At 64.7% G+C, this 21601-nt stretch carries 2 protein-coding genes; both read left to right on the top strand.

Features of this window, described 5'->3' with window-relative positions:
- Positions 1-214 precede the first annotated feature (214 nt).
- Positions 215-13225, top strand: coding sequence for a non-ribosomal peptide synthetase (locus POF45_RS06240; RefSeq protein ID WP_282315344.1), 13011 nt, complete (start codon positions 215-217; stop codon positions 13223-13225).
- Positions 13222-21522, top strand: a complete 8301-nt coding sequence (locus POF45_RS06235) for a non-ribosomal peptide synthetase (protein ID WP_282315343.1) — start codon at positions 13222-13224, stop codon at positions 21520-21522. Before POF45_RS06240 ends, POF45_RS06235 begins: the two co-directional genes overlap by 4 nt.
- Positions 21523-21601: the final 79 nt, after the last annotated feature.

The raw sequence follows: 21601 nt of genomic DNA, 5'->3' as shown, positions 1-21601 counted from the left end.
AAACCGCCATCGCGAGCAAGCTCGCTCCCACAGGTTTTGTGCTGGTACGTGCCGCAGGCCTTGTCCCGGCTTCCCATGTCAGACAGGCACTGGCGGATGTTTTAGTTTTTCAGGCCTGACGGATCAGTGTCCTTATTACTTTTGAGCATGACGGCCAGACCGTTTTCGCGTCTGCCCGTCACGCTGTCATTCAAAACCACGGAGCAGGTTACCCATGCAGTTCAGCGAATTGATGGCCGTTATTTCCACCTACGCGATCCGTCTTCAGCGCGAAGACGATGATCTGGTCATTCTGGGGGACGACGAGGCGCTGGACGATGCGTTGTGGGACAACCTGCTCAGGCACAAAGGGCAATTGCTCGACCTGGTGGCGCAAAACGGCGGTGACTGGCTGAGCCCGGCCTACCGGATCACCCCGGACATGTTGCCGCTGGTGCAACTGGACCAGGCAAGCATCGACCGTATCGTTGCCGGAGTGCCGGGCGGCGCGCCCAACGTGCAGGACATCTATCCGCTGGCGCCGTTGCAGGAAGGCATGCTGTACCACTATCTGTCGGCGCAGCAGGGCGACCCGTATGTGTTGCAGGCACAGCTTGCGTTCTCTGATCGCGAGCTGTTCGAGACGTATGCCAAGGCGCTGCAATGGGTGATCGATCGTCACGACATCCTGCGCACATCCATGGCCTGGGAGCGTCTGGACGAGCCGGTGCAAGTGGTCTGGCGCCAGGCGCAACTGGTCTGCGAGCAGGTGCACTTCGACGCCGCGCACGGTGATGTCCTGAGCCAGTTGCGGGCCCGCTGCGATGTCCACCGCAATCGTCTGGACCTGCGCCAGGCGCCACTGGTGCGTCTGGTGTTTGCCGAGGACCAGGCCCAGGGCCGTGTGGTCGCGATGCTGCTGCACCATCACATGGTGATGGACCACACCGCACTGGAAGTGGTGAGTCGCGAGTTGCAGGCCTGCCTGCAGGGCAAGACCGCCGAACTGGGGCCGCCCGTGCCGTTTCGCAATCACCTGGTCCAGGCGCGAATGAGCCACAGCGAGCAGGAGCACGAAGCCTTTTTTCGCGAGATGCTCGGCGATATCGATGAGCCAACCCTGCCGTTCGGTTTGCAGGATGTGCAAGGCAATGGCCAGGGTATCGAGCAATCCCGTGTGACCCTCGACAGCGAGTTGAGCCAGCGTCTGCGCACTCAGGCCCGACAATTGGGCGTGAGCGCCGCAAGCCTGATGCACCTGGCGCAGGCGCTGGTGCTGAGCAAAGTGTCCGGATGCCAGTCGGTGGTATTCGGCACGGTGCTGCTGGGGCGCATGGACGCGTCAGCCGGTTCCGACCAGTCGTTGGGTATCTTCATCAATACCTTGCCGCTGCGGGTGGATGTCGGTGAGCAGGGCGTGCGTGCCGGGGTCAAGGCCACCCACTTGCGTCTGACCGCGTTGCTGGGTCATGAACAGGCATCGCTGGCGTTGGCACAACGTTGCAGCGGCGTGACCGCACCCACGCCGTTGTTCAGTTCCATGCTCAATTATCGTCACACCGCCGCCGCCGAGGTGGCAGACGTCATCGACGTGGCGCCCGGCATTCAGGTGTTGGCCGCCGAGGAGCGCACCAACTACCCGCTGACGGTGAACGTCGATGACCTGGGCGACGATTTCTCCATCACCGTCATGGTGACGGCCTCGATCGGTGCACCGCGGGTTGCGCGCTACCTGCAAACCGCACTGGAAAGCCTGGTGCTGGCGCTGGAAGAAACACCGGACGTGGCGCTGCACACCCTGAACATCCTGCCGGCCATCGAGCGCCGTCATCTGTTGCAGACCTTGAACACCTACCTGGGTGACTACGCCGATTCCTCGTTGATCCATCATCAGGTCGAAGCCCAGGCCGCTGTCCGCCCCGAAGCGGTCGCCGTGCTGTTTGAACACCAGACCCTGAGCTACCGTGCCCTCAATGAACGTGCGAACCAGGTCGCTCATCGACTGCTGGCGCTGGGCGTGTGCCCGGATGACCGGGTGGCGATCTGCGTCGAACGTGGTCTGGAAATGATCATCGGCCTGCTGGGTATTCTCAAGGCGGGGGCCGGGTATGTGCCCATCGACCCGGCTTATCCGGCCGAACGCATTGCCTATACGCTGGAAGACAGTGCGCCGGTCGCGGTGCTGGTGCAGCCGGCCACCGCGGCGTTGGTCGGGCAACGGGCAGTGCCAGTCATCGACCTGGAAAGCCATGGCCTGCGTGACGAATCCAGTGCCAACCCGCTGGTGCCGGGGCTGACGTCAGCGAGCCTGGCCTATGTGATCTACACCTCCGGTTCCACCGGCCAGCCCAAGGGGGTGATGGTCGAGCATCGCAACGTGGCGCGGCTGTTTTCGGCGACGCGCTATTGGTTCGACTTCAACCGTCAGGACGTGTGGGCGCTGTTTCACTCTTTCGCTTTCGATTTTTCCGTCTGGGAAATCTGGGGCGCGTTGATCCACGGCGGCCAGTTGCTGGTGGTGCCGCAATGGGTCAGCCGTTCGCCGGACGAGTGCTACGCGCTGCTGTGCGAGGCGGGCGTGAGCATCCTCAATCAGACGCCCAGCGCGTTCCGGCAGCTGATCGTGGCGCAAGGCAACAGCGCCTTGAAGCATTCCCTGCGCCAGGTGATTTTTGGTGGCGAAGCCCTCGACCCGGGCATTCTCAAACCCTGGTACACGCGGGTGAGCAACGCCGGAACGCAACTGGTGAACATGTACGGCATCACCGAAACCACGGTGCACGTGACGTACCGCGCACTGGAGGCGGCGGATGCGCAGTTGACCGGCGTCAGCCCGATTGGCGGGCGTATTCCCGACTTGCAACTCTATGTGCTGGACGCGCGCCGCGAACCGGTGCCGGCCGGTGTCATCGGTGAGCTGTATGTCGGTGGCGCCGGGGTCGCCCGGGGCTATCTGAACCGCGCCGAGCTGACCGCCGAGCGCTTCATTGCCGACCCGTTCAGCGGTCGTGCCGATGCCCGTCTGTACAAGACCGGCGACCTGGCGCGCTGGATGCCGGATGGCACGCTGCAATACCTTGGTCGTAATGACGATCAGGTGAAGATCCGTGGTTTCCGCATCGAGCTGGGCGAGATCGAATCCCGCCTCGTCGCTTGCCCAGGTGTGCGCGAAGCGCTGGTGATCGCCCGTGAGGACGCCCCCGGCGACCTGCGCCTGGTCGCGTACGTGATTGCCGGACCGGACATTGAATTGAGCGCCGCTGGGCTGCGCGATCACCTGCTGCTGTCCCTGGCCGAGTACATGGTGCCGAGCGCGTTTGTCCTGCTCGACCGCTTTGCGCTGACCACCAACGGCAAACTCGATCGCAAGGCCTTGCCTGCGCCGGACACCGATGCCTTTGCCCGTCGCGGCCACGAAGCGCCGCAGGGCGATACCGAGAGCCGCATCGCGGCGATCTGGCGCGACCTGCTCAAGCTTGATCAGGTAGGCCGCCACGACAACTTTTTCGAACTGGGCGGCCATTCGCTGCTCGCGGTCAAACTCATCGAACGCATGCGTCAGCTGGAACTGAGCGCCGACGTGCGGGTGTTGTTCGGTCAACCGACCCTCGCGGCACTGGCCGCAGCGGTGGGCGGCCAGCATCAGGTGCGCGTACCCGCCAACCTGATTGGCGCCGATTGCACCCGCATCACCCCGGACCTGTTGCCGCTGGCCACGCTGGATCAGGAGGCGATTGACCGCATCGTCGCGACGGTGCCTGGCGGGGTCGCCAATGTGCAGGACATTTATGCACTGGCGCCGTTGCAGGCGGGCATCCTCTATCACCATCTCAGCGCCACCGAGGGCGATCCCTATGTCCTGCAAGTGCAGTTCAGCTTTGCTGGCCTGAAGCAGATCAAGGCGTTTGTCCGGGCGCTGCAAGGCGCGATTGCGCGCCACGACATCCTGCGCACCAGCGTGCTGTGGCAGGGGCTCGATGAAGCGGTTCAAGTGGTCTGGCGCCAGGCGCCGCTGGCGCTGGAGCGGGTGGACGCCGACCCGCAAGACGGTGATGTGCTGCAACAGATGCAGGCGCTTTTCGACCCACGGCACTATCGCCTGGATTTCAGCAAGGCGTCGCTGATGCGCTTTGCCTACACCGAGGATCCTCGACAGTCGCGCTGGGTCGGTATTCTGCTGCTGCACCACCTGCTGCTCGACCACACCGCGCTTGAAGTGCTGGTGCACGAGTTGAGCGCCAGCCTGACCGGCCAGCACGACCCGCAAAGTGCGGCCGTGCCTTATCGCAACTATGTGGCGCAGGCCCGGTTGGGCATCAGCCGCGAAGAGCACGAACAATTTTTCAGTGACATGCTGGGCGACATTGACGAGCCGACGCTGGCCTTTGGTTTGCAAGACGTCAACGGTGACGGCAGCGGCATTGAAGAAGCCAAATCGACCCTCGACGCCTCCCTCAGTCAGCGTCTGCGTGAGCAGGCCAGGCAGTTGGGCGTCAGTGCCGCGAGCGTGGCGCACCTGGCCTGGGCGCAGGTGCTGGGCCAGGTCACCGGCCGCGAAGAGGTGGTGTTCGGCACCGTCTTGTTGGGCCGCATGCAGGGTGGCGAAGGTGCCGACCGGGCGCTGGGCATGTTCATCAACAGCCTGCCGCTGCGGGTGAGTGTGGGCAGCACCGGCGTGCGCGAAGGCGTGCGTGCCACCCATGCGCGACTTTCGCAATTGCTGGGGCACGAACACGCCTCGCTGTCCCTGGCCCAGCGTTGCAGCGGTGTCCCGGCCTCGGTGCCGTTGTTCAGCAGCCTGCTCAACTATCGGCACAGCGTGGTGGACGAGGACGGGGCCAACGCGTTGGGCTGGGAAGGCATCGAGATCCTTTATTCGCAGGAGCGCAGCAACTATCCGCTGGTGCTCAGTGTCGATGACCTGGGCAAAGGATTCCGGCTGACCGTGCAGACGCTGGCCGGGGTCGGCGCCGAGCGAATTGGCGCGTACATGCACACGGCACTGGAGCAACTGGTGCAGGCAATGGAGCAGACGCCACAGCGTCCATTGAACCAGTTGTCGATGCTGCCCGCCCTGGAACGCGATCAAGTGTTGCGCGCCTTCAATGCCACTGTCGCGCCGTACCCCAGCGGGCACACCGTGCACGGGCTGTTCGAAGTTCAGGCGCAGCTTCGGCCTTATGCCCTGGCCGTGATTCAAGGCACCGAGCGCCTGAACTACCAGCAACTCAATCAGCGCGCCAACCAGTTGGCTCATCACCTGCTGCAACAGGGCGTGCAGCCGGATGACCGGGTTGCGCTCTGCGTACGCCGAGGCCCGGACATGCTGGTGGGCATGTTGGCAATTCTCAAGGCCGGGGCGGGCTACGTGCCGATTGATCCGGCTTATCCTGCCGAGCGTATTGCCTACCTGTTGCAGGACAGCGCCCCGGTGGCGGTGCTGGCGCACGCGACAACCCGTGATCTGTTGGGCAATGTTGCGGTCGTCGATCTCGACGGCGCGGATTGGCAGCAACACTCAAACGTCAATCCTCAGGCTCATGGCCTGACCCCGTCGAACCTGGCCTACGTCATCTACACCTCCGGCTCGACCGGCCTGCCCAAAGGGGTGATGGTCGAGCACCGCACCGTGGAAAACCTGGTGCATTGGCACTGCGATGCCTTCCACCTCGGGCAAGACAGCCAGACCTCCAGCGTTGCCGGTTTCGGCTTTGACGCGATGGCCTGGGAAGTCTGGCCGGCATTGTGTGCCGGCGCGACCTTGCACTTGCCACCGGCGCATGTCGGCAATGAGAACATTGATGAGTTGCTCCACTGGTGGCGAACGCAGCCGCTGGACGTCAGTTTTCTGCCGACGCCCATTGCCGAATATGCCTTCAGCCAGCACCTGGAACACCCGACGCTGCGCACGCTATTGATCGGCGGCGACCGCTTGCGGCAGTTCAGTCGGGCGCAAACCTTCGAGGTGATCAACAACTACGGCCCGACCGAAGCGACAGTGGTCGCGACCTCGGGCCGGGTCGAGCTTGGGCAGTTGCTGCACATCGGCAAACCGATCGCCAATGCCACGGTGTACCTGCTGGACGAACAGCAGCGACCGGTGCCCATTGGTGCGGCCGGCGAACTGTACGTCGGCGGTGCCGGCGTGGCGCGGGGCTACCTGAACCGCCCGGATCTGACCGCCGAGCGCTTCCTTGAAGATCCATTCAACCCGCAGGCACGCCTGTACCGCACTGGTGATATGGCGCGCTGGCTGGCGGACGGCAACATCGAATACCTGGGACGCAACGACGACCAGGTGAAAATCCGTGGCATGCGCATCGAACTGGGCGAAATCGAAGCTGCGCTCGGCAGCCACAGCGACGTCAAAGAAGCCGTGGCGCTGGTGCAGGACGGACGTCTGGTGGTCTGGTTCACCGAGCACGCGCCGCTCGACATCGAAGACCTGCGCAGCCATCTGCAAGGCAGACTGCCGGCCTACATGGTGCCATCGGCCTACGTGCGACTGGATAGCCTGCCACTGACCGCCAACGGCAAACTCGACCGCAAGGCGCTGCCGGCGCCGGATCAGGCGTCGCTGCTGAACCGCGAATACGAGGCGCCGCAGGATGAAGTCGAAGTGGCCCTGGCGCAGATCTGGGCCGACGTGCTCAAGGTCGAGCGCGTAGGGCGTCACGATCATTTCTTCGAGCTGGGCGGCCATTCCCTGCTGGCCGTGAGCCTGATCGAACGCATGCGTCAGCGTGGCCTGAGCGCCGACGTGCGCATCCTGTTCAGCCAGCCGACCCTGATGGCGCTGGCCGCCGCCGTGGGCAGCGGTCGTGAAATCGAGGTGCCGGCCAACCGCATTCCAGCGGATTGCCAGCGCATCACCCCGCAGATGCTGTCACTGGTGCAACTGGACCAGCAGACCATCGACCGCGTGGTCGCCAGCGTGCCGGGCGGCGCGGCCAACGTGCAGGATATTTACCCGTTGGCGCCGTTGCAGGAAGGCATTCTTTATCACCACCTCAGCGCCGAACAGGGCGACCCCTATCTGTTGCAGTCGCACATGGCCTTCGACAGCCTTGAGCGCTTGCACACGTTCAGCCGGGCGTTGCAGCAGGTCATCGATCGCCACGACATCTTGCGCACGGCGGTGCTGTGGCAAGGCCTTGAAAGCCCGCTGCAAGTGGTTTGGCGCAAGGCCGAGCTGGTGCTGCAAGAGGTGCCGAACGACCCGGCGGCCGGCGATGTGCTGACGCAGTTGCAGTCGCGTTTCGATGCTCGGCATTACCGCCTGGACCTCACCGCAGCGCCCCTGATTCGGTTGGTCTATGCCCAGGATCCGGCAAACCAGCGGCTCGTAGCGATTGTGCTGTTCCATCATCTGGCGCTGGACCACACGGCCATGGAGGTGGTGGGGCAGGAAATGCACGGTTTCCTGTTCAATCCGGATGTGCAGCCGGCAGCAGCGGTGCCGTATCGCAACTACGTGGCTCAGGTGCGCCTCGGGGTCAGCACCGAGGAGCATGAGACGTTCTTGCGCGACATGCTCGGCGATATTGATGAACCGACGCTGCCGTTCGGCCTGCAGGATGTGCAGGGCGAGGGCCACGACATCGAAGAAGCGCAATTGCCGGTCGACGCGACCCTGGCGCGGCGGGTGCGTGAGCAGGCCAGGCAGGTGGGCGTCAGTGCCGCCAGCCTGATGCACCTGGCATGGGCCCAGGTGCTGGGCCAGGTCACGGGCCGCGAAGAGGTGGTGTTCGGCACGGTCCTGTTGGGCCGGATGCAGGCGGGCGACGGCGCTGACCGGGCGCTGGGGATGTTTATCAATACCCTGCCGCTGCGGGTCAATGTCGGCAGCACCGGCGTGCGCGAGGGCGTGCGCGCCACCCACGCGCGGCTCTCGCAATTGTTGGGGCACGAGCATGCGTCACTGTCGCTGGCTCAACGGTGCAGTGGCGTCCCGGCCTCGGTGCCGTTGTTCAACAGCTTGCTCAACTACCGCCACAGCGCGGTGGATGAGGGCCGCCACAAACCGTTCGACTGGGAAGGCATTCAGGTCCTCGATTCCCAGGGGCGCAGCAATTATCCGCTGGTGCTCAACGTCAATGACCTGGGCGAAGATTTTCGGTTCACGCTCCAGACGCTGCCCGAGGTCGGCGCCCGGCGCGTCGGCGCGTACATGCACACGGCGCTGGAACAGTTGGTGAAGGCACTGGAACAGGCCCCGCAGCGGGCATTGAACCAGTTGTCGATTCTGCCCGTGCACGAGCGCGAGCGAGTCCTGCGCAGCTTCAACGCCAGTGCCGCGCACTACCCGAGCGGGCACACCTTGCAGGGGCTGTTCGAAGTTCAGGCGCAGCTGCGGCCGGATGCGCTGGCGGTGATTCAAGGCGCCGAGCGTCTGAACTACCAGCAACTCAACCAGCGCGCCAACCAGTTGGCCCATCACCTGGTGCAACAAGGCGTGCAGCCGGATGACCGGGTTGCGCTCTGCGTGCGGCGCGGGCCGGACATGCTGGTGGGGATGCTGGCGATTCTCAAGGCCGGGGCCGGTTATGTGCCGGTTGATCCGGCTTATCCACCGGAGCGCTTGAGCTATCTGCTCAGCGACAGTGCGCCGGTGGCGGTAGTGACCCAGCAGGCCTTGCTGGAACAGCTGCCGGCCCTCGACGTGCCATTGATCAATCTCGACCAACTGCTGTGGCAGGCGCTGCCCCACAGCAATCCACACGTCCCGGGCCTGACCTCGTCGAACCTGGCCTACGTCATCTACACCTCCGGCTCGACCGGCCTGCCCAAAGGGGTGATGGTCGAGCACCGTACCGTGGAAAACCTGGTGCATTGGCACTGCGATGCCTTCCACCTCGGGCAAGACAGCCAGACCTCCAGCGTTGCCGGTTTCGGCTTTGACGCGATGGCCTGGGAAGTCTGGCCGGCATTGTGTGCCGGCGCGACCTTGCACTTGCCACCGGCGCCTGTCGGCAACGAAAACATCGATGAACTACTCGACTGGTGGCGTGCGCAACCGCTGGATGTCAGCTTCCTGCCGACACCTGTGGCCGAATACGCGTTCAGCCAGCACCTTGATCACCCGACGCTGCGCACGCTATTGATCGGCGGCGACCGCTTGCGGCAGTTCAGTCGGGCGCAAACCTTCGAGGTGATCAACAACTACGGCCCGACCGAAGCGACAGTGGTCGCGACCTCGGGCCGGGTCGAGGCTGGGCAGTTGCTGCACATCGGCAAACCGATCGCCAATGCCACGGTGTACCTGCTGGACGAACAGCAGCGACCGGTGCCCATTGGTGCGGCCGGCGAACTGTACGTTGGCGGTGCCGGCGTGGCGCGGGGCTACCTGAACCGCCCGGATCTGACCGCCGAGCGCTTCCTTGAAGATCCATTCAACCCGCAGGCACGCCTGTACCGCACCGGCGATATGGCGCGCTGGCTGGCAGACGGCAACATCGAATACCTGGGACGCAACGACGACCAGGTAAAAGTCCGTGGCATGCGCATCGAGCCGGGCGAAATCGAAGCCGCGCTGGCCAGCCATCACTACGTGAAGGAAGCCGTGGCATTGGTGCAGGACGGACGCTTGGTGGTCTGGTTCACCGAACATGCGCCGCTCGACATCGAAGACCTGCGCAGCCATCTGCAAGGCAGACTGCCGGCCTACATGGTGCCATCGGCCTACGTGCGACTGGACAGCCTGCCACTGACCGCCAACGGCAAACTCGACCGCAAGGCGCTGCCATCGCCGGATCAGGCGTCGCTGCTGAACCGCGAATACGAGGCGCCGCAGGGTGAAGTCGAAGCGGCGCTGGCGCAGATCTGGGCCGACGTGCTCAAGGTCGAGCGCGTAGGGCGTCACGATCATTTCTTCGAGCTGGGCGGCCATTCCCTGCTGGCCGTGAGCCTGATCGAGCGCATGCGCCAGCGTGGCCTGAGCGCCGACGTGCGCATCCTGTTCAGCCAGCCGACCCTGATGGCGCTGGCCGCCGCCGTGGGCAGCGGTCGGGAAATCGAAGTGCCGGCCAACCGCATTCCAGCGGATTGCCAGCGCATCACCCCGCAGCTGCTGTCACTGGTGCAACTGGACCAGCAGACCATCGACCGTGTGGTCGCCAGCGTGCCGGGCGGCGCGGCCAACGTGCAGGATATTTACCCGTTGGCGCCGTTGCAGGAAGGCATTCTTTATCACCACATCACCACCCGACAGGGCGATCCGTACCTGCTGCAAACGCAATTGGCCTTTGACAGCCTTGAGCGCCTGCACGCGTTTGCCGGGGCGCTGCAAAAGGTCATCGACCGCCATGACATCCTGCGTACGGGGGTAATCTGGGAGGGCTTGAGCCAGCCGCTGCAAGTGGTATGGCGCCATGCCGAACTGAGGTCCGAGCCAGTGCCGACCCTGCCACTGGCCGGGGACGTGCTGAGCCAGCTGAATGCACGGTTCGATGCGCGGCATTATCGGCTGGACGTGACGAAGGCGCCGCTGATGCAACTGATGTATGCGCAGGACCCGGCCCGGCAACGGGTGGTGGCGGTGCTGCTGTTCCATCACATTGCGCTGGATCACACCGCACTCGATGTGGTGCGGGACGAAATACTGGCGAGCCTGCTCGGTCAGCGTGAGCCGCTGAGCGAGGCGATTCCTTATCGCAACTACGTGGCCCAGGCCCGGCTGGGCGTCAGTGAGCAGGAGCATGAGGCGTTCTTCCACGAGATGCTCGCTGACGTCGATGAACCGACCCTGCCATTTGGTCTGCAAGACGTACAAGGCGATGGCAACGGTGTCGAGGAGTTCCGGCAAGCGCTTTCGGACGCGCTGAGCAGGCGTCTGCGCGCCCAGACCCGGACGCTGGGTGTCAGTGCCGCCAGCCTGTTCCATCTGGCCTGGGCCCAGGTGCTGGCGGCGACGTCCGGTAAGGCGTCGGTGGTGTTCGGCACTGTATTGATGGGGCGCATGCAAGGCGGCGCCGGTGCTGACCGGGCGCTGGGGATGTTCATCAATACCCTGCCATTGCGCGTGAATGTGGACGAGGGCGGCGTGCGCGACGCCGTGCGCGCCACCCATGCGCGACTCTCGCAACTGTTGGGGCACGAACATGCATCGCTGTCCCTGGCACAACGTTGCAGCGGTGTCGCGGCGCCCCTGCCGTTGTTCAGCGCGATGCTCAACTACCGGCACAGCAGCAGCGAGACTGAGCCGCAAGCCGGTTGGCAGGGCATCGAAACCCTGGCCAGTGCAGAACGCACCAACTTCCCGTTGACCCTGAGCGTGGATGACCTGGGCGAAGGCTTCGTGCTTACTGCCAGAACGGTGGCCCAGGTCGGCGCACAGCGGATTGGCGACTTCATGCGCACCGCGCTCGAATCGCTGGTGGAGGCCCTGGAACAGACACCGCAAATGCCGTTGAACCGATTGCCGGTCCTGGCGGCGCAGGAACGGGAATATCTGCTGACTGACCTCAATGCCACGGCGGTTGATTATCCGCTGGAGCAAACCATTCAGTCCGTGTTCGAAGCGCAGGTCGAGCGCACGCCGGATGCCGTGGCGCTGGTGGCGGGTGAGCAGCAGCTGACCTACCGCGAACTCAATGAACGCGCCAATCAGCTGGCTCATCACCTGCGTCAACAGGGTGTGGGGCCGGATGCGCGGGTGGTGCTCTGCGTCGAACGCGGCCTGGAACTGGTGATCGGCCTGTGGGCGATTCTCAAGGCCGGCGGCGCTTACGTACCGGTGGACCCCGGTTATCCACCGGAGCGCATCGCCTACATGTTGCAGGACTGCGGGCCGACCGCGGTGCTGGTGCATGCGGCGACGCGAGCCCTGCTCAAAGACGTGGCGGTGCCGGTGATCGACTTCGACCAGAACAGCTGGCAAGCCAATCCGCTCGGCAACCCGCAGGTGCCGCAGTTGAGCGCCTCGCACATGGCCTATGTGATTTACACCTCCGGCACGACGGGAACGCCCAAAGGGGTGATGGTCGAGCACCGTGGGCTGAACAACCTGGTGTTCTGGAGTTCGCAACTGTGCCGTCACGCACCCAACGGCGCGCTGCTGCAAAAAGCCCCGTTCAGTTTCGACGGCTCGGTGTGGGAGTTTTTCTGGCCGTTGACCACCGGCATGCGCCTGGTGCTGGCCCGTCCTGACGGTCATCGCGAGCCGGAGTATCTGCAGCAGCTGGTACGCGAGCAGCAGGTCACGGTGATCAAGTTCGTGCCGGCGATGCTGGCGCAGTTCCTCGATGTGGCGGACGTCAGCCAGTGCAGCAGCCTCACCGACATCGTCTGCGGCGGTGGTGAATTGACGGCCGAGCTGGGTCGTCGGGTCCAGCAATTGCTGCCCAAGGTGCGGCTGCACAACGTCTATGGCCCGACCGAGGCCACCGTGGACAGCAGCAGCTGGACCCTGGAACCGGGTGCGCCGGTGCCGGATGTCCAGTTGCCAATCGGCAAGCCGATCAGCAATACCCGGCTGTACGTGCTCGACGCCAACGACCTGCCGGTGCCCGTGGGCGTCAGCGGGCACTTGCACATCGGCGGGGTCGGCGTGGCGCGCGGTTATCTGGGGCTGGCGCCGTTGACCGCCGAGCGCTTCATCGACAGTCCGTTCGTGGCCGGTGATCGGCTCTACCGCACCGGCGACCTGGTGCGTTATCTGCCGGATGGCAACCTGCAGTTCCTCGGTCGCAATGACTTCCAGGTCAAGTTGCACGGCTTGCGTGTCGAGCTGGGTGAAATCGAAGCGCGACTGGCGTCGCACCCGGCGCTGGGTGAAGTGGCGGTGCTGATGCGCGACGAACGCCTGGTGGCGTATTTCACGCTGCGAGTCGCCAGCGAGGCGCCCGGCATCGAGGCACTGCGCGAACATCTGCTCAGTCAGTTGCCGGCGTACATGGTGCCTTCGGCCTATGTCGTGCTCGACGCATTGCCCCTGAGCCCCAACGGCAAACTGGATCGCAAGGCCTTGCCGGCGCCGGGGCTGACGGCGGTGATCGTGCGCGAGTACGAAGCCCCGGTCGGCGACACCGAAATCCTCATGGCACGGCTGTGGGCGCAACTGCTGAACGTCGAGCGAGTAGGGCGGCACGACAACTTCTTCGAACTGGGCGGGCACTCGCTGCTGGCAGTCAGCCTGGTCGGCCAGTTGAACAAGGAAGGCATGGAAGCCGATGTCAGGGCGTTGTTCGAGCAACCGACCTTGTCGGGCTACGCGGCTATTACCGAACGAATGGAGATCCTCCTGTGAACGTGACCGACCTGTTGGCAACACTCAAGGCTAAAGATATCCAGCTGTCGCTCAAGGGTGATCAGCTCTCGGTTCAGGGTAACAAGCAGGCACTGAGCGAACCGGCGGTGCTGGCGTTGTTGCGCGAGCACAAGCCGGCGCTGATCGAGCTGATCCGGGCGGGAGAATATTCGGCCAGCCGAACCGGCAACGTCACGGTGCCGGCCAACGGCATCACGCCCGGCGCCACCCGGATCACGCCCGCGATGCTGACGCTGGTGACGCTGGAGCAGGACGCCATCGACCGCATCGTTGCGACCGTCCCCGGTGGCGCGGCGAACGTGCAGGATACTTATCCGTTGGCGCCGTTGCAGGAAGGCATTCTTTATCACCACGTCAGCGCCGAACAGGGCGACCCGTACATCATGCAGTCGCAGTTCGCCTTCGACAGCCTCGAGCGGCTGAACCGCTTTGCCCAGGCGTTGCAGTGCGTGATCGACCGGCACGATATCTTGCGCACCTCGGTGCTCTGGGAAGGGCTGGAGCAACCGGTGCAGGTGGTCTGGCGCCAGGCGACGCTGACCCTCGAGCCAGTGACCTTCGACACGCCGGGCGAGGATGTCTGCGCCAGGTTGCACGAGCGTTACGACGGCCGGCGTTTTCGCCTGGACGTCGGCCAGGCACCGCTGGTGCGCCTGGTGCATGCCCGGGACGACGCGAATCAACGGATCGTGGCGATGCTGCTGTTCCACCACATGGTCATGGACCACAGTGCGCAGGAGGTGCTGGGTAGCGAAATGCAGGCGTTCCTGCTCGGGCAGGGCGAGCGACTGGGGCCGCCGGTGCCGTTTCGCAACTACGTCGCGCAGGCGTTGCTGGGCATCAGCGAACAGGAACACGAAGCCTTTTTCCGCCAGATGCTGGGTGACATCGATGAGCCGACCTTGCCCTTCGGTTTGCAGGACGTGCAGGGCGATGGCAACCAGATTCAGGAAGCCCGCCTGCCGATTGCCGACGAACTGGGCCAGCGCCTGCGAGCCCAGGCCCGACACTTGGGCGTGAGCGCCGCCAGTCTGTTTCACATGGGCTGGGCCCAAGTGCTGGGCGGGCTGTCGGGCAAGCAACAGGTGGTGTTCGGGACGGTGTTGATGGGCCGCATGCAAGGCGCGCAAGGCACTGACCGGGCCTTGGGGATCTTCATCAATACCTTGCCGTTGCGGGTGGACGTCGACGCCGGGTCGGTGCGCGACGGGGTCAAGGCGACCCATGCGCGCCTGACCACCTTGCTGCGCCACGAACACGCGCCGCTGGCCCTGGCGCAACGTTGCAGCTCGGTGGTGTCGACGGCGCCGTTGTTCAGCGCCTTGCTCAACTATCGCCATAGCGCCTCCGATGCCGACACTGAACAGACGTCGGCCTGGCAGGGTATCCAGGTACTGAGTGCCGAAGAGCGCTCCAATTACCCTTTGACCTTGAGCGTCGATGATCTGGGTGAACGTTTCCGTTTGACGCTGTTGGCGACCGTGCAGGTCGATCCGCTACAGATTTGTGGTTACCTGCACACCGCGCTGGAAAACCTGGTACAGGCGCTGGAGCACACGCCCGAGATGGCCCTCAATCGCTTGCCGATTATGTCCGCCGCCGAACAGGCGCATCTGTTGGACACGTTCAACAACACCGCGGCTGATTACCCCCAGGGCCTGACCCTGCACCAACGTGTCGAGGCGCGGGCAGGCGAACATCCGGATGCCATCGCGGCGGTGTATCCGGGGCAGTCGCTGAGCTATGCCGAGCTCAATCGCGGGGCCAATCAATTGGCGCATCACCTGCGTGAACTGGGTGTGCAGCCCGATGACCGAGTGGCGATTGTGGCCCGTCGCGGGCTGCAAACCCTGACCGCGTTGCTGGCGATCCTCAAGTCCGGCGCCTGCTATGTGCCCATTGATCCGGCGCATCCGGCCGAGCGCTTGCGCTATCTGCTGACGGACAGCGAACCGGTGGTGGTGCTGACACAACAGGCGCTGTTGCAACAGCTGCCCGCGCTGGACGTGCCGCTGATCAATCTCGATCAACCGTCCTGGCAGCACCAGCCCGAGAGCAACGTGCAGGTCCCGGGCCTGAGCGCGTCAAACCTGGCCTACGTGATCTACACCTCCGGTTCCACCGGCCTGCCCAAGGGCGTGATGGTGGAACACCAAACCCTGTCCAACCTGGTGGACTGGCACTGCGAGACGTTCGATCTGCGTCACGGTCGCCATACCTCCAGCGTCGCCGGTTTCGGCTTCGACGCCATGGCCTGGGAAGTCTGGCCGGCATTGTGCGTGGGGGCGACGTTGCACCTGCCGCCCGCCCACGACGGCAACGAAGACATCGACGCGCTGCTCGACTGGTGGCGTGCGCAACCGCTGGACGTCAGCTTCCTGGCCACGCCGGTGGCCGAGTACGCGTTCAGCCAGAACCTCGAACATCCGACGCTGCGCACCCTGCTGATCGGTGGCGACCGTTTGCGCCAGTTCAGCCGAAACCAGAGCTTTGATGTCATCAACAACTACGGCCCGACCGAAGCCACCGTGGTCGCGACGTCGGCGCGCATGGATGCCGAGCAGCCATTGCACATCGGTCAACCCATCGCCAATGCCAGGGTCTACCTGCTCGATGAACAACAACGGCCGGTGCCGATCGGTGTGGCCGGCGAGTTGTACGTCGGTGGCGCCGGGGTGGCCCGGGGTTACTTGAATCGGCCGCAATTGACTGCCGAACGCTTCCTCGACGACCCGTTCGGCAGCGCCCCGCAGGCGCGCATGTACCGCACCGGCGACCTGGCGCGCTGGATGGCGAACGGCACGATCGAGTACCTGGGACGCAACGACGACCAGGTGAAAATCCGTGGCATGCGCATCGAACTGGGGGAAATCGAAACCCGTCTCAGCCAGCTCCCGGGCATCCAGGAAGCGGTAGTGCTGGCCCGTGAAGACCAACCGGGGCAGACGCGGCTGGTGGCGTATTTCACCGAACAGGATGAAGTCCAGGCGCTGGAAGTGGGTGACTTGCGTGCCCGGTTGCTGACGCAATTACCCGAATACATGGTGCCGGCGGCGTTCGTCAAACTGCCGGCGTTGCCGCTGACGGCCAACGGCAAGCTGGATCGCAAGGCACTGCCTGAACCGGACTTGGATGCCGTGTTCACGCGTGAGTATGAAGCGCCGCAGGGTGAGATCGAAACCGCGCTGGCGCAGGTCTGGACCGAGGTGTTGCACGTCGAGCGGGTTGGGCGCCGGGATCACTTCTTTGAACTCGGCGGGCATTCGCTGCTGGCCATGCGCATGGTGTCGCGGGTGCGCATGCAGCTTGGGGTCGAGCTGGTCTTGAGCGATCTGTTCGCCAACCCGGAGCTGGCCGCCGTGGCCCAAGTGCTGGCCAGGTCTGGCCGCAGCACGGTGCCGCCGATCGTGGCGGCAGCGCGTGATGGCGGGCTGCCGCTGTCGTTTTCCCAGCAGCGCTTGTGGTTCCTGGCGCAGATGGGCGCCGCCAACAGCGCCTATAACATTCCGGCCGGCCTGACGTTGCGCGGGGCTTTGAACGTCGAGGCCTTGCAACGGGCGCTGGCGCGGATCGTCGAGCGTCACGAGACGTTGCGCAGCCGTTTTGTCCAGCTCAATGCCGAGCCTCAGGTGCTGGTGGCTGCCGATTCGACATTCAGCCTGCTGGTTGAGGATTTGCGCGATGAGTCCCAGGCGCAGGCCGTATTGCAGTCGCGCATTGACCACGCAGCCGCGCAGCCGTTTGATCTGGAGCACGGCCCGTTGATTCGCGGGCGGCTGCTGGTCATGGCCAACGATGAGCACGTACTGCTGCTGACGATGCACCACATCGTCTCCGACGGCTGGTCGATGGGCGTGCTGACCCAGGAACTGATGGCGCTGTATCAGGCCTTCAGCCGCGGCCAGCCTGACCCGCTGCCGGCGCTGAGCGTGCAGTACGGCGACTTTGCGTTGTGGCAGCGCCGCTGGCTGAGCGGCGACGTGCTGCAACGCCAGACCGAGTACTGGCAGCAAGCCCTGGCCGGCGCCCCGGCCTTGTTGACGTTGCCCACCGACCGGCCACGACCGGGGGAACAGGATTATGCAGGCAGCAGCGTCGAAGTGCGCCTGGACGAACACCTGAGCGCGGCGCTCAAGGCGCTCGGCCAGCGCCACGGCACCACGCTCTACATGACGCTGATGGCGGCCTGGGCCATGGTCTTGAGTCGCCTGGCCGGGCAGGACGAGGTGGTCATCGGCTCGCCGGCGGCCAACCGGCAGCGCAGCGAAGTCGAAGGCTTGATCGGCCTGTTCGTCAACACCCTCGCGGTGCGCCTTGATGTCTCAGGCGCGCTGAGTGTCGAGGCGCTGCTGGCGCGGGCGAAGGGCCAGATACTGGCCGCGCAGGCTCATCAGGATCTGCCGTTCGAGCAGGTGGTGGAAATCACCCGTCCGGTGCGCAGCCTGTCCTACAGCCCGTTATTCCAGACCTCGCTGGCGTGGCAGAACCTCGAAGGTCCGGCACTGGAGCTGGCAGACATTCAGGTGCAAGGGCTGGCGCAGGCGAGTCATTTTGCCAAGTTCGACCTGACCTTGAACCTGGGAGAAATGCAGGGCCGTATCGGCGGCTCGCTGGGGTATGCAACCGCGTTGTTCGATGAAGCGACCGTGCGGCGTATGGTCGGCTATTTCACGCGCGTGCTGCAGGCCATGGTCGCCAACGATCAGGCCGTGCCGGCGCAGGTGGATTTGCTCGACGATGCCGAGCGCGAACATCTGCTGTACGACTTCAACGACACGGACGCCGATTACCCGCGCGAGCAAACGGTTCACGGCGTGTTCGAGGCCCGGGCGCTGCTGCGTCCGGATGCCGTGGCGGTGGTGCAGGGCGAGGAGTCGCTCAGCTACCAACAGCTCAATAGCCGCGCCAACCGGCTGGCGCATCACCTGATCGGCCTGGGGGTCAAACCCGGCGACAGCGTGGCGATCCTGCTGGAGCGTTCGGTGGCGCTGGTGGTCAGCCAACTGGCGATCAGCAAGTGCGCGGCCGTCTACGTGCCGCTGGATATTCATGCGCCTGCCGAGCGGCAACGCTTCATGGTCGAGGACAGTCAGGCCGTGGTGCTGCTGACCCACGACAGCGCGGCCATCGACTACCCGGCACGCCGGGTTGACCCGGATAACCTGCCGCTTGACGAGCTCGCGCTGCACAACCCGGACCTGGCGCAGTCCTCCGAGACGGTGGCGTACATCATGTACACCTCGGGCTCCACCGGCACCCCCAAAGGCGTGCGGGTGCCGCACCGGGCGATCACGCGGTTGGTGATCAACAACGGTTACGCCGACTTCAACTCGCAGGACCGCGTGGCGTTTGCCTCGAACCCGGCGTTCGACGCCAGCACCATGGACGTCTGGGGCGCGTTGCTCAACGGCGCCCAGGTGCTGGTGATCGACCACGACACCTTGCTCGAACCGGCCCATTTCGGTCAGGCCCTGAGCGATTCGGGGGCGACGATCCTGTTCGTCACCACGGCGTTGTTCAACCAGTACGTGCAGCTGATTCCCGAGGCCCTCAAAGGCTTGCGGATTCTGCTGTGTGGCGGCGAGCGGGCCGACCCGGCCGCGTTCCGCCGGCTGCTGGCGCTGGCGCCGGATTTGCGCCTGGTGCATTGCTACGGCCCGACCGAAACCACCACCTACGCCACCACCCATGAGGTCAAGTCATTGCCGGCGGACGCGGACAGCGTGCCGATTGGCGGCCCGATCTCCAACACCCGTATCTACGTGCTGGACGAGCGCCAGCAACCCGTGCCCAGCGGGGTGACGGGGGAAATCTGCATCGGCGGCGAAGGCGTTGCCAAGGGTTATCTGAACCGGCCGGAGCTGACCGCAGAAAAGTTTGTGGCCGACCCGTTCAGCGAGCGTCCCGAGGCCCTGATGTACCGCACCGGCGACCTCGGCCGCTGGTCGGCGCAGGGGCTGCTGGAGTGCATCGGGCGCAATGACGATCAGGTGAAGATCCGTGGTTTCCGCATCGAACTGGGGGAAATCGAGATGCGCCTGGCGACTTGTCCGGGTGTCAACGAAGTGGTGGTGCTGGCCCGCGAAGACGTGCCGGGGGACAAGCGCCTGGTGGCTTATTACACCGCGCACGATCAGGCGCTGGACATCGCCCAACTGCGGGCTCACCTGCAAGGGCAACTGCCCGACTACATGGTGCCGTCGGCCTACGTGCAGTTGGCCTCCCTGCCGCTGACCGGCAACGGCAAGCTTGATCGTAAAGCGCTACCCGCGCCCGATCACACGGCGCTGCTGAGCCGGGCTTACGAAGCTCCGAGCACTGAGCTTGAGCAGACATTGGCCCGGTTGTGGGCCGAGGTGCTGACGCTTGAGCGAGTGGGTCGTCACGACAACTTCTTCGAGCTGGGCGGCCACTCGCTGTTGGCGGTCCGTCTGGTCAACCTGATACAGCAGGCCGGCCTGTCGGTTTCGCTGGCCGAGTTGTTCCAGCATGCCAGTATCGAATCGCTCGCTACCTTGCTCAGTCAACGTACATCGGCTGCGCCGGCCGAGCAGGAGGTGATGACGGTGCGCGTCGGTGATCGCCAGCCTGCGTTGTTCCTGGTGCATGAGTTCAGCGGTCAGGACGTCTATTTTCCCGCGTTGGGTCGGCACATCTCGGGTGATTTCCCGATTTACGGTTTGCCGGGGCGCGCACTGGGGCCCAACCCGTTGCAGACCATGGAATGCCTGGCCGCACGTCTGGTGACGATCATCCGTGGCGTACAGCCCCATGGCCCTTATCGGCTGGCGGGCTGGTCGTTTGGCGGTGTGCTGGCCTACGAGATCGCGTTGCAACTGCTGGGAGCTGACGAGGAGGTCGACTTCCTCGGGCTGATCGACACCTATGTGCCACGCCTGGCGGATCAGGGCAAGGCGCGCTGGTCCGACGGCCACGTGTGCAAACGCCAGATGCTCCTGGTCTGTACCGAGTACTGGAAGGCCCAGGGCACTGCCGGTACCGAGGCGCTGGCGCAGTTGCAGGCATTGGAGCATGACCTTGAACAGCTGGATTTCCAGCCCTTGTTGCGCGTCTGTCGTGATCGACAGTTGTTGTCCCCGGCCATGGCGGCGGCGACTGATACCGACCTGCAATATTACCTTGAGCGTGAGGTGGGCCACGGTCATGCGATGGCCCATTACAGCCTGGCGCCGATGCCGTTGCCGCTGCATCTGTTCGTGGCTCAGGACCGTCCGGCCGCGTTTTCACACCTGAGCAAGTCATTGGGCTGGAGTGACGTCATCCCGGCGGCCCGACTCCATCAGATCCCGGTGCCGGGCGGTCACCAGAGCATGATGAAGGCGCCGCATATCGAGGCACTGGGACTGGCGCTGGGGCTGGCCATCGAGTCCTCGGCAGAACGACTGGCCAAGCCGCCGAAGGTCCACCAGCCGTTGCTGGCCTTGCAGAACGGCCATTCGGGGCATGCGCCGATCTTTTGTCTGCCGGGGGCCGGAGACAGTGTGACCGGCTTTATCGGACTGACCGAAGCCCTGGCACCGGAGTGGCCGATCCTGGGGCTGCAACCCCGTGGGCTGGACGGTGAAACGGTGCCGCATGTGCAGGTCGAAAGCGCGGCCCGGCACTATCTTCAGGCGCTTGAACAGGCGTATCCGCAGGGGCCGGTGCACCTGATCGGGCATTCCTTTGGTGGCTGGGTGGCGTTCGAAATGGCGGTGTGCCTGCAGGCTCGCGGGCGCCAGGTGTTGTCCCTGACCCTGATCGACAGCGAGTCTCCCGGTGGCAATACCGTGGTCGGCAAGCCATACACCACGACGGCGGCGTTGCAGCGCCTGATCGAGGCCATGCAACTGGCCAGCGGCAAGTCCCTGGGGATCGATGCCGCGCAGTTTGCCGCCGAGGACGACGCCACGCAGTTGTTGCAATTGCACGCCGGGATGGTGCGGGTCGGCTTGCTGCCGCCGCGCTCGGCGGTGCAGTCGATTGCCGGTCTGACACGGACTTTCGCCACGGCCCTGCGCACGCTCTATCAGCCGCGCCAGCCCTACAGCGGCCTGGCGCGGCTGGTGCTGGCCGAAGACCCGACGCTTGACAGCGCCGGCAACCAGCGCGAGCAGGCGGCGATGGTCGAAGGCTGGCGCCGGCATGTCAGCACGCTGGATGTCTGGCAGGGACCGGGCAACCATTTCACCTTGCTTAAACCGCCCCACGTGCTGAGTCTGGCCGCGTGGTGGCATGACGGGTTGTCGCTGTCGGTCGGGGAGGTCGTGTCATGAATCGCGCTTGATGCCGATCGCATGAAAACCAGATCCGGCCAGTGCTGGTCGGGTCTGCCCTCAACGCCTTTTGTGGTCA

The sequence above is a fragment of the Pseudomonas fungipugnans genome (genome assembly GCF_029955235.1).
Lineage (GTDB): Bacteria > Pseudomonadota > Gammaproteobacteria > Pseudomonadales > Pseudomonadaceae > Aquipseudomonas > Aquipseudomonas fungipugnans.
This window is presented reverse-complemented; position numbering and strand designations above follow the sequence as displayed.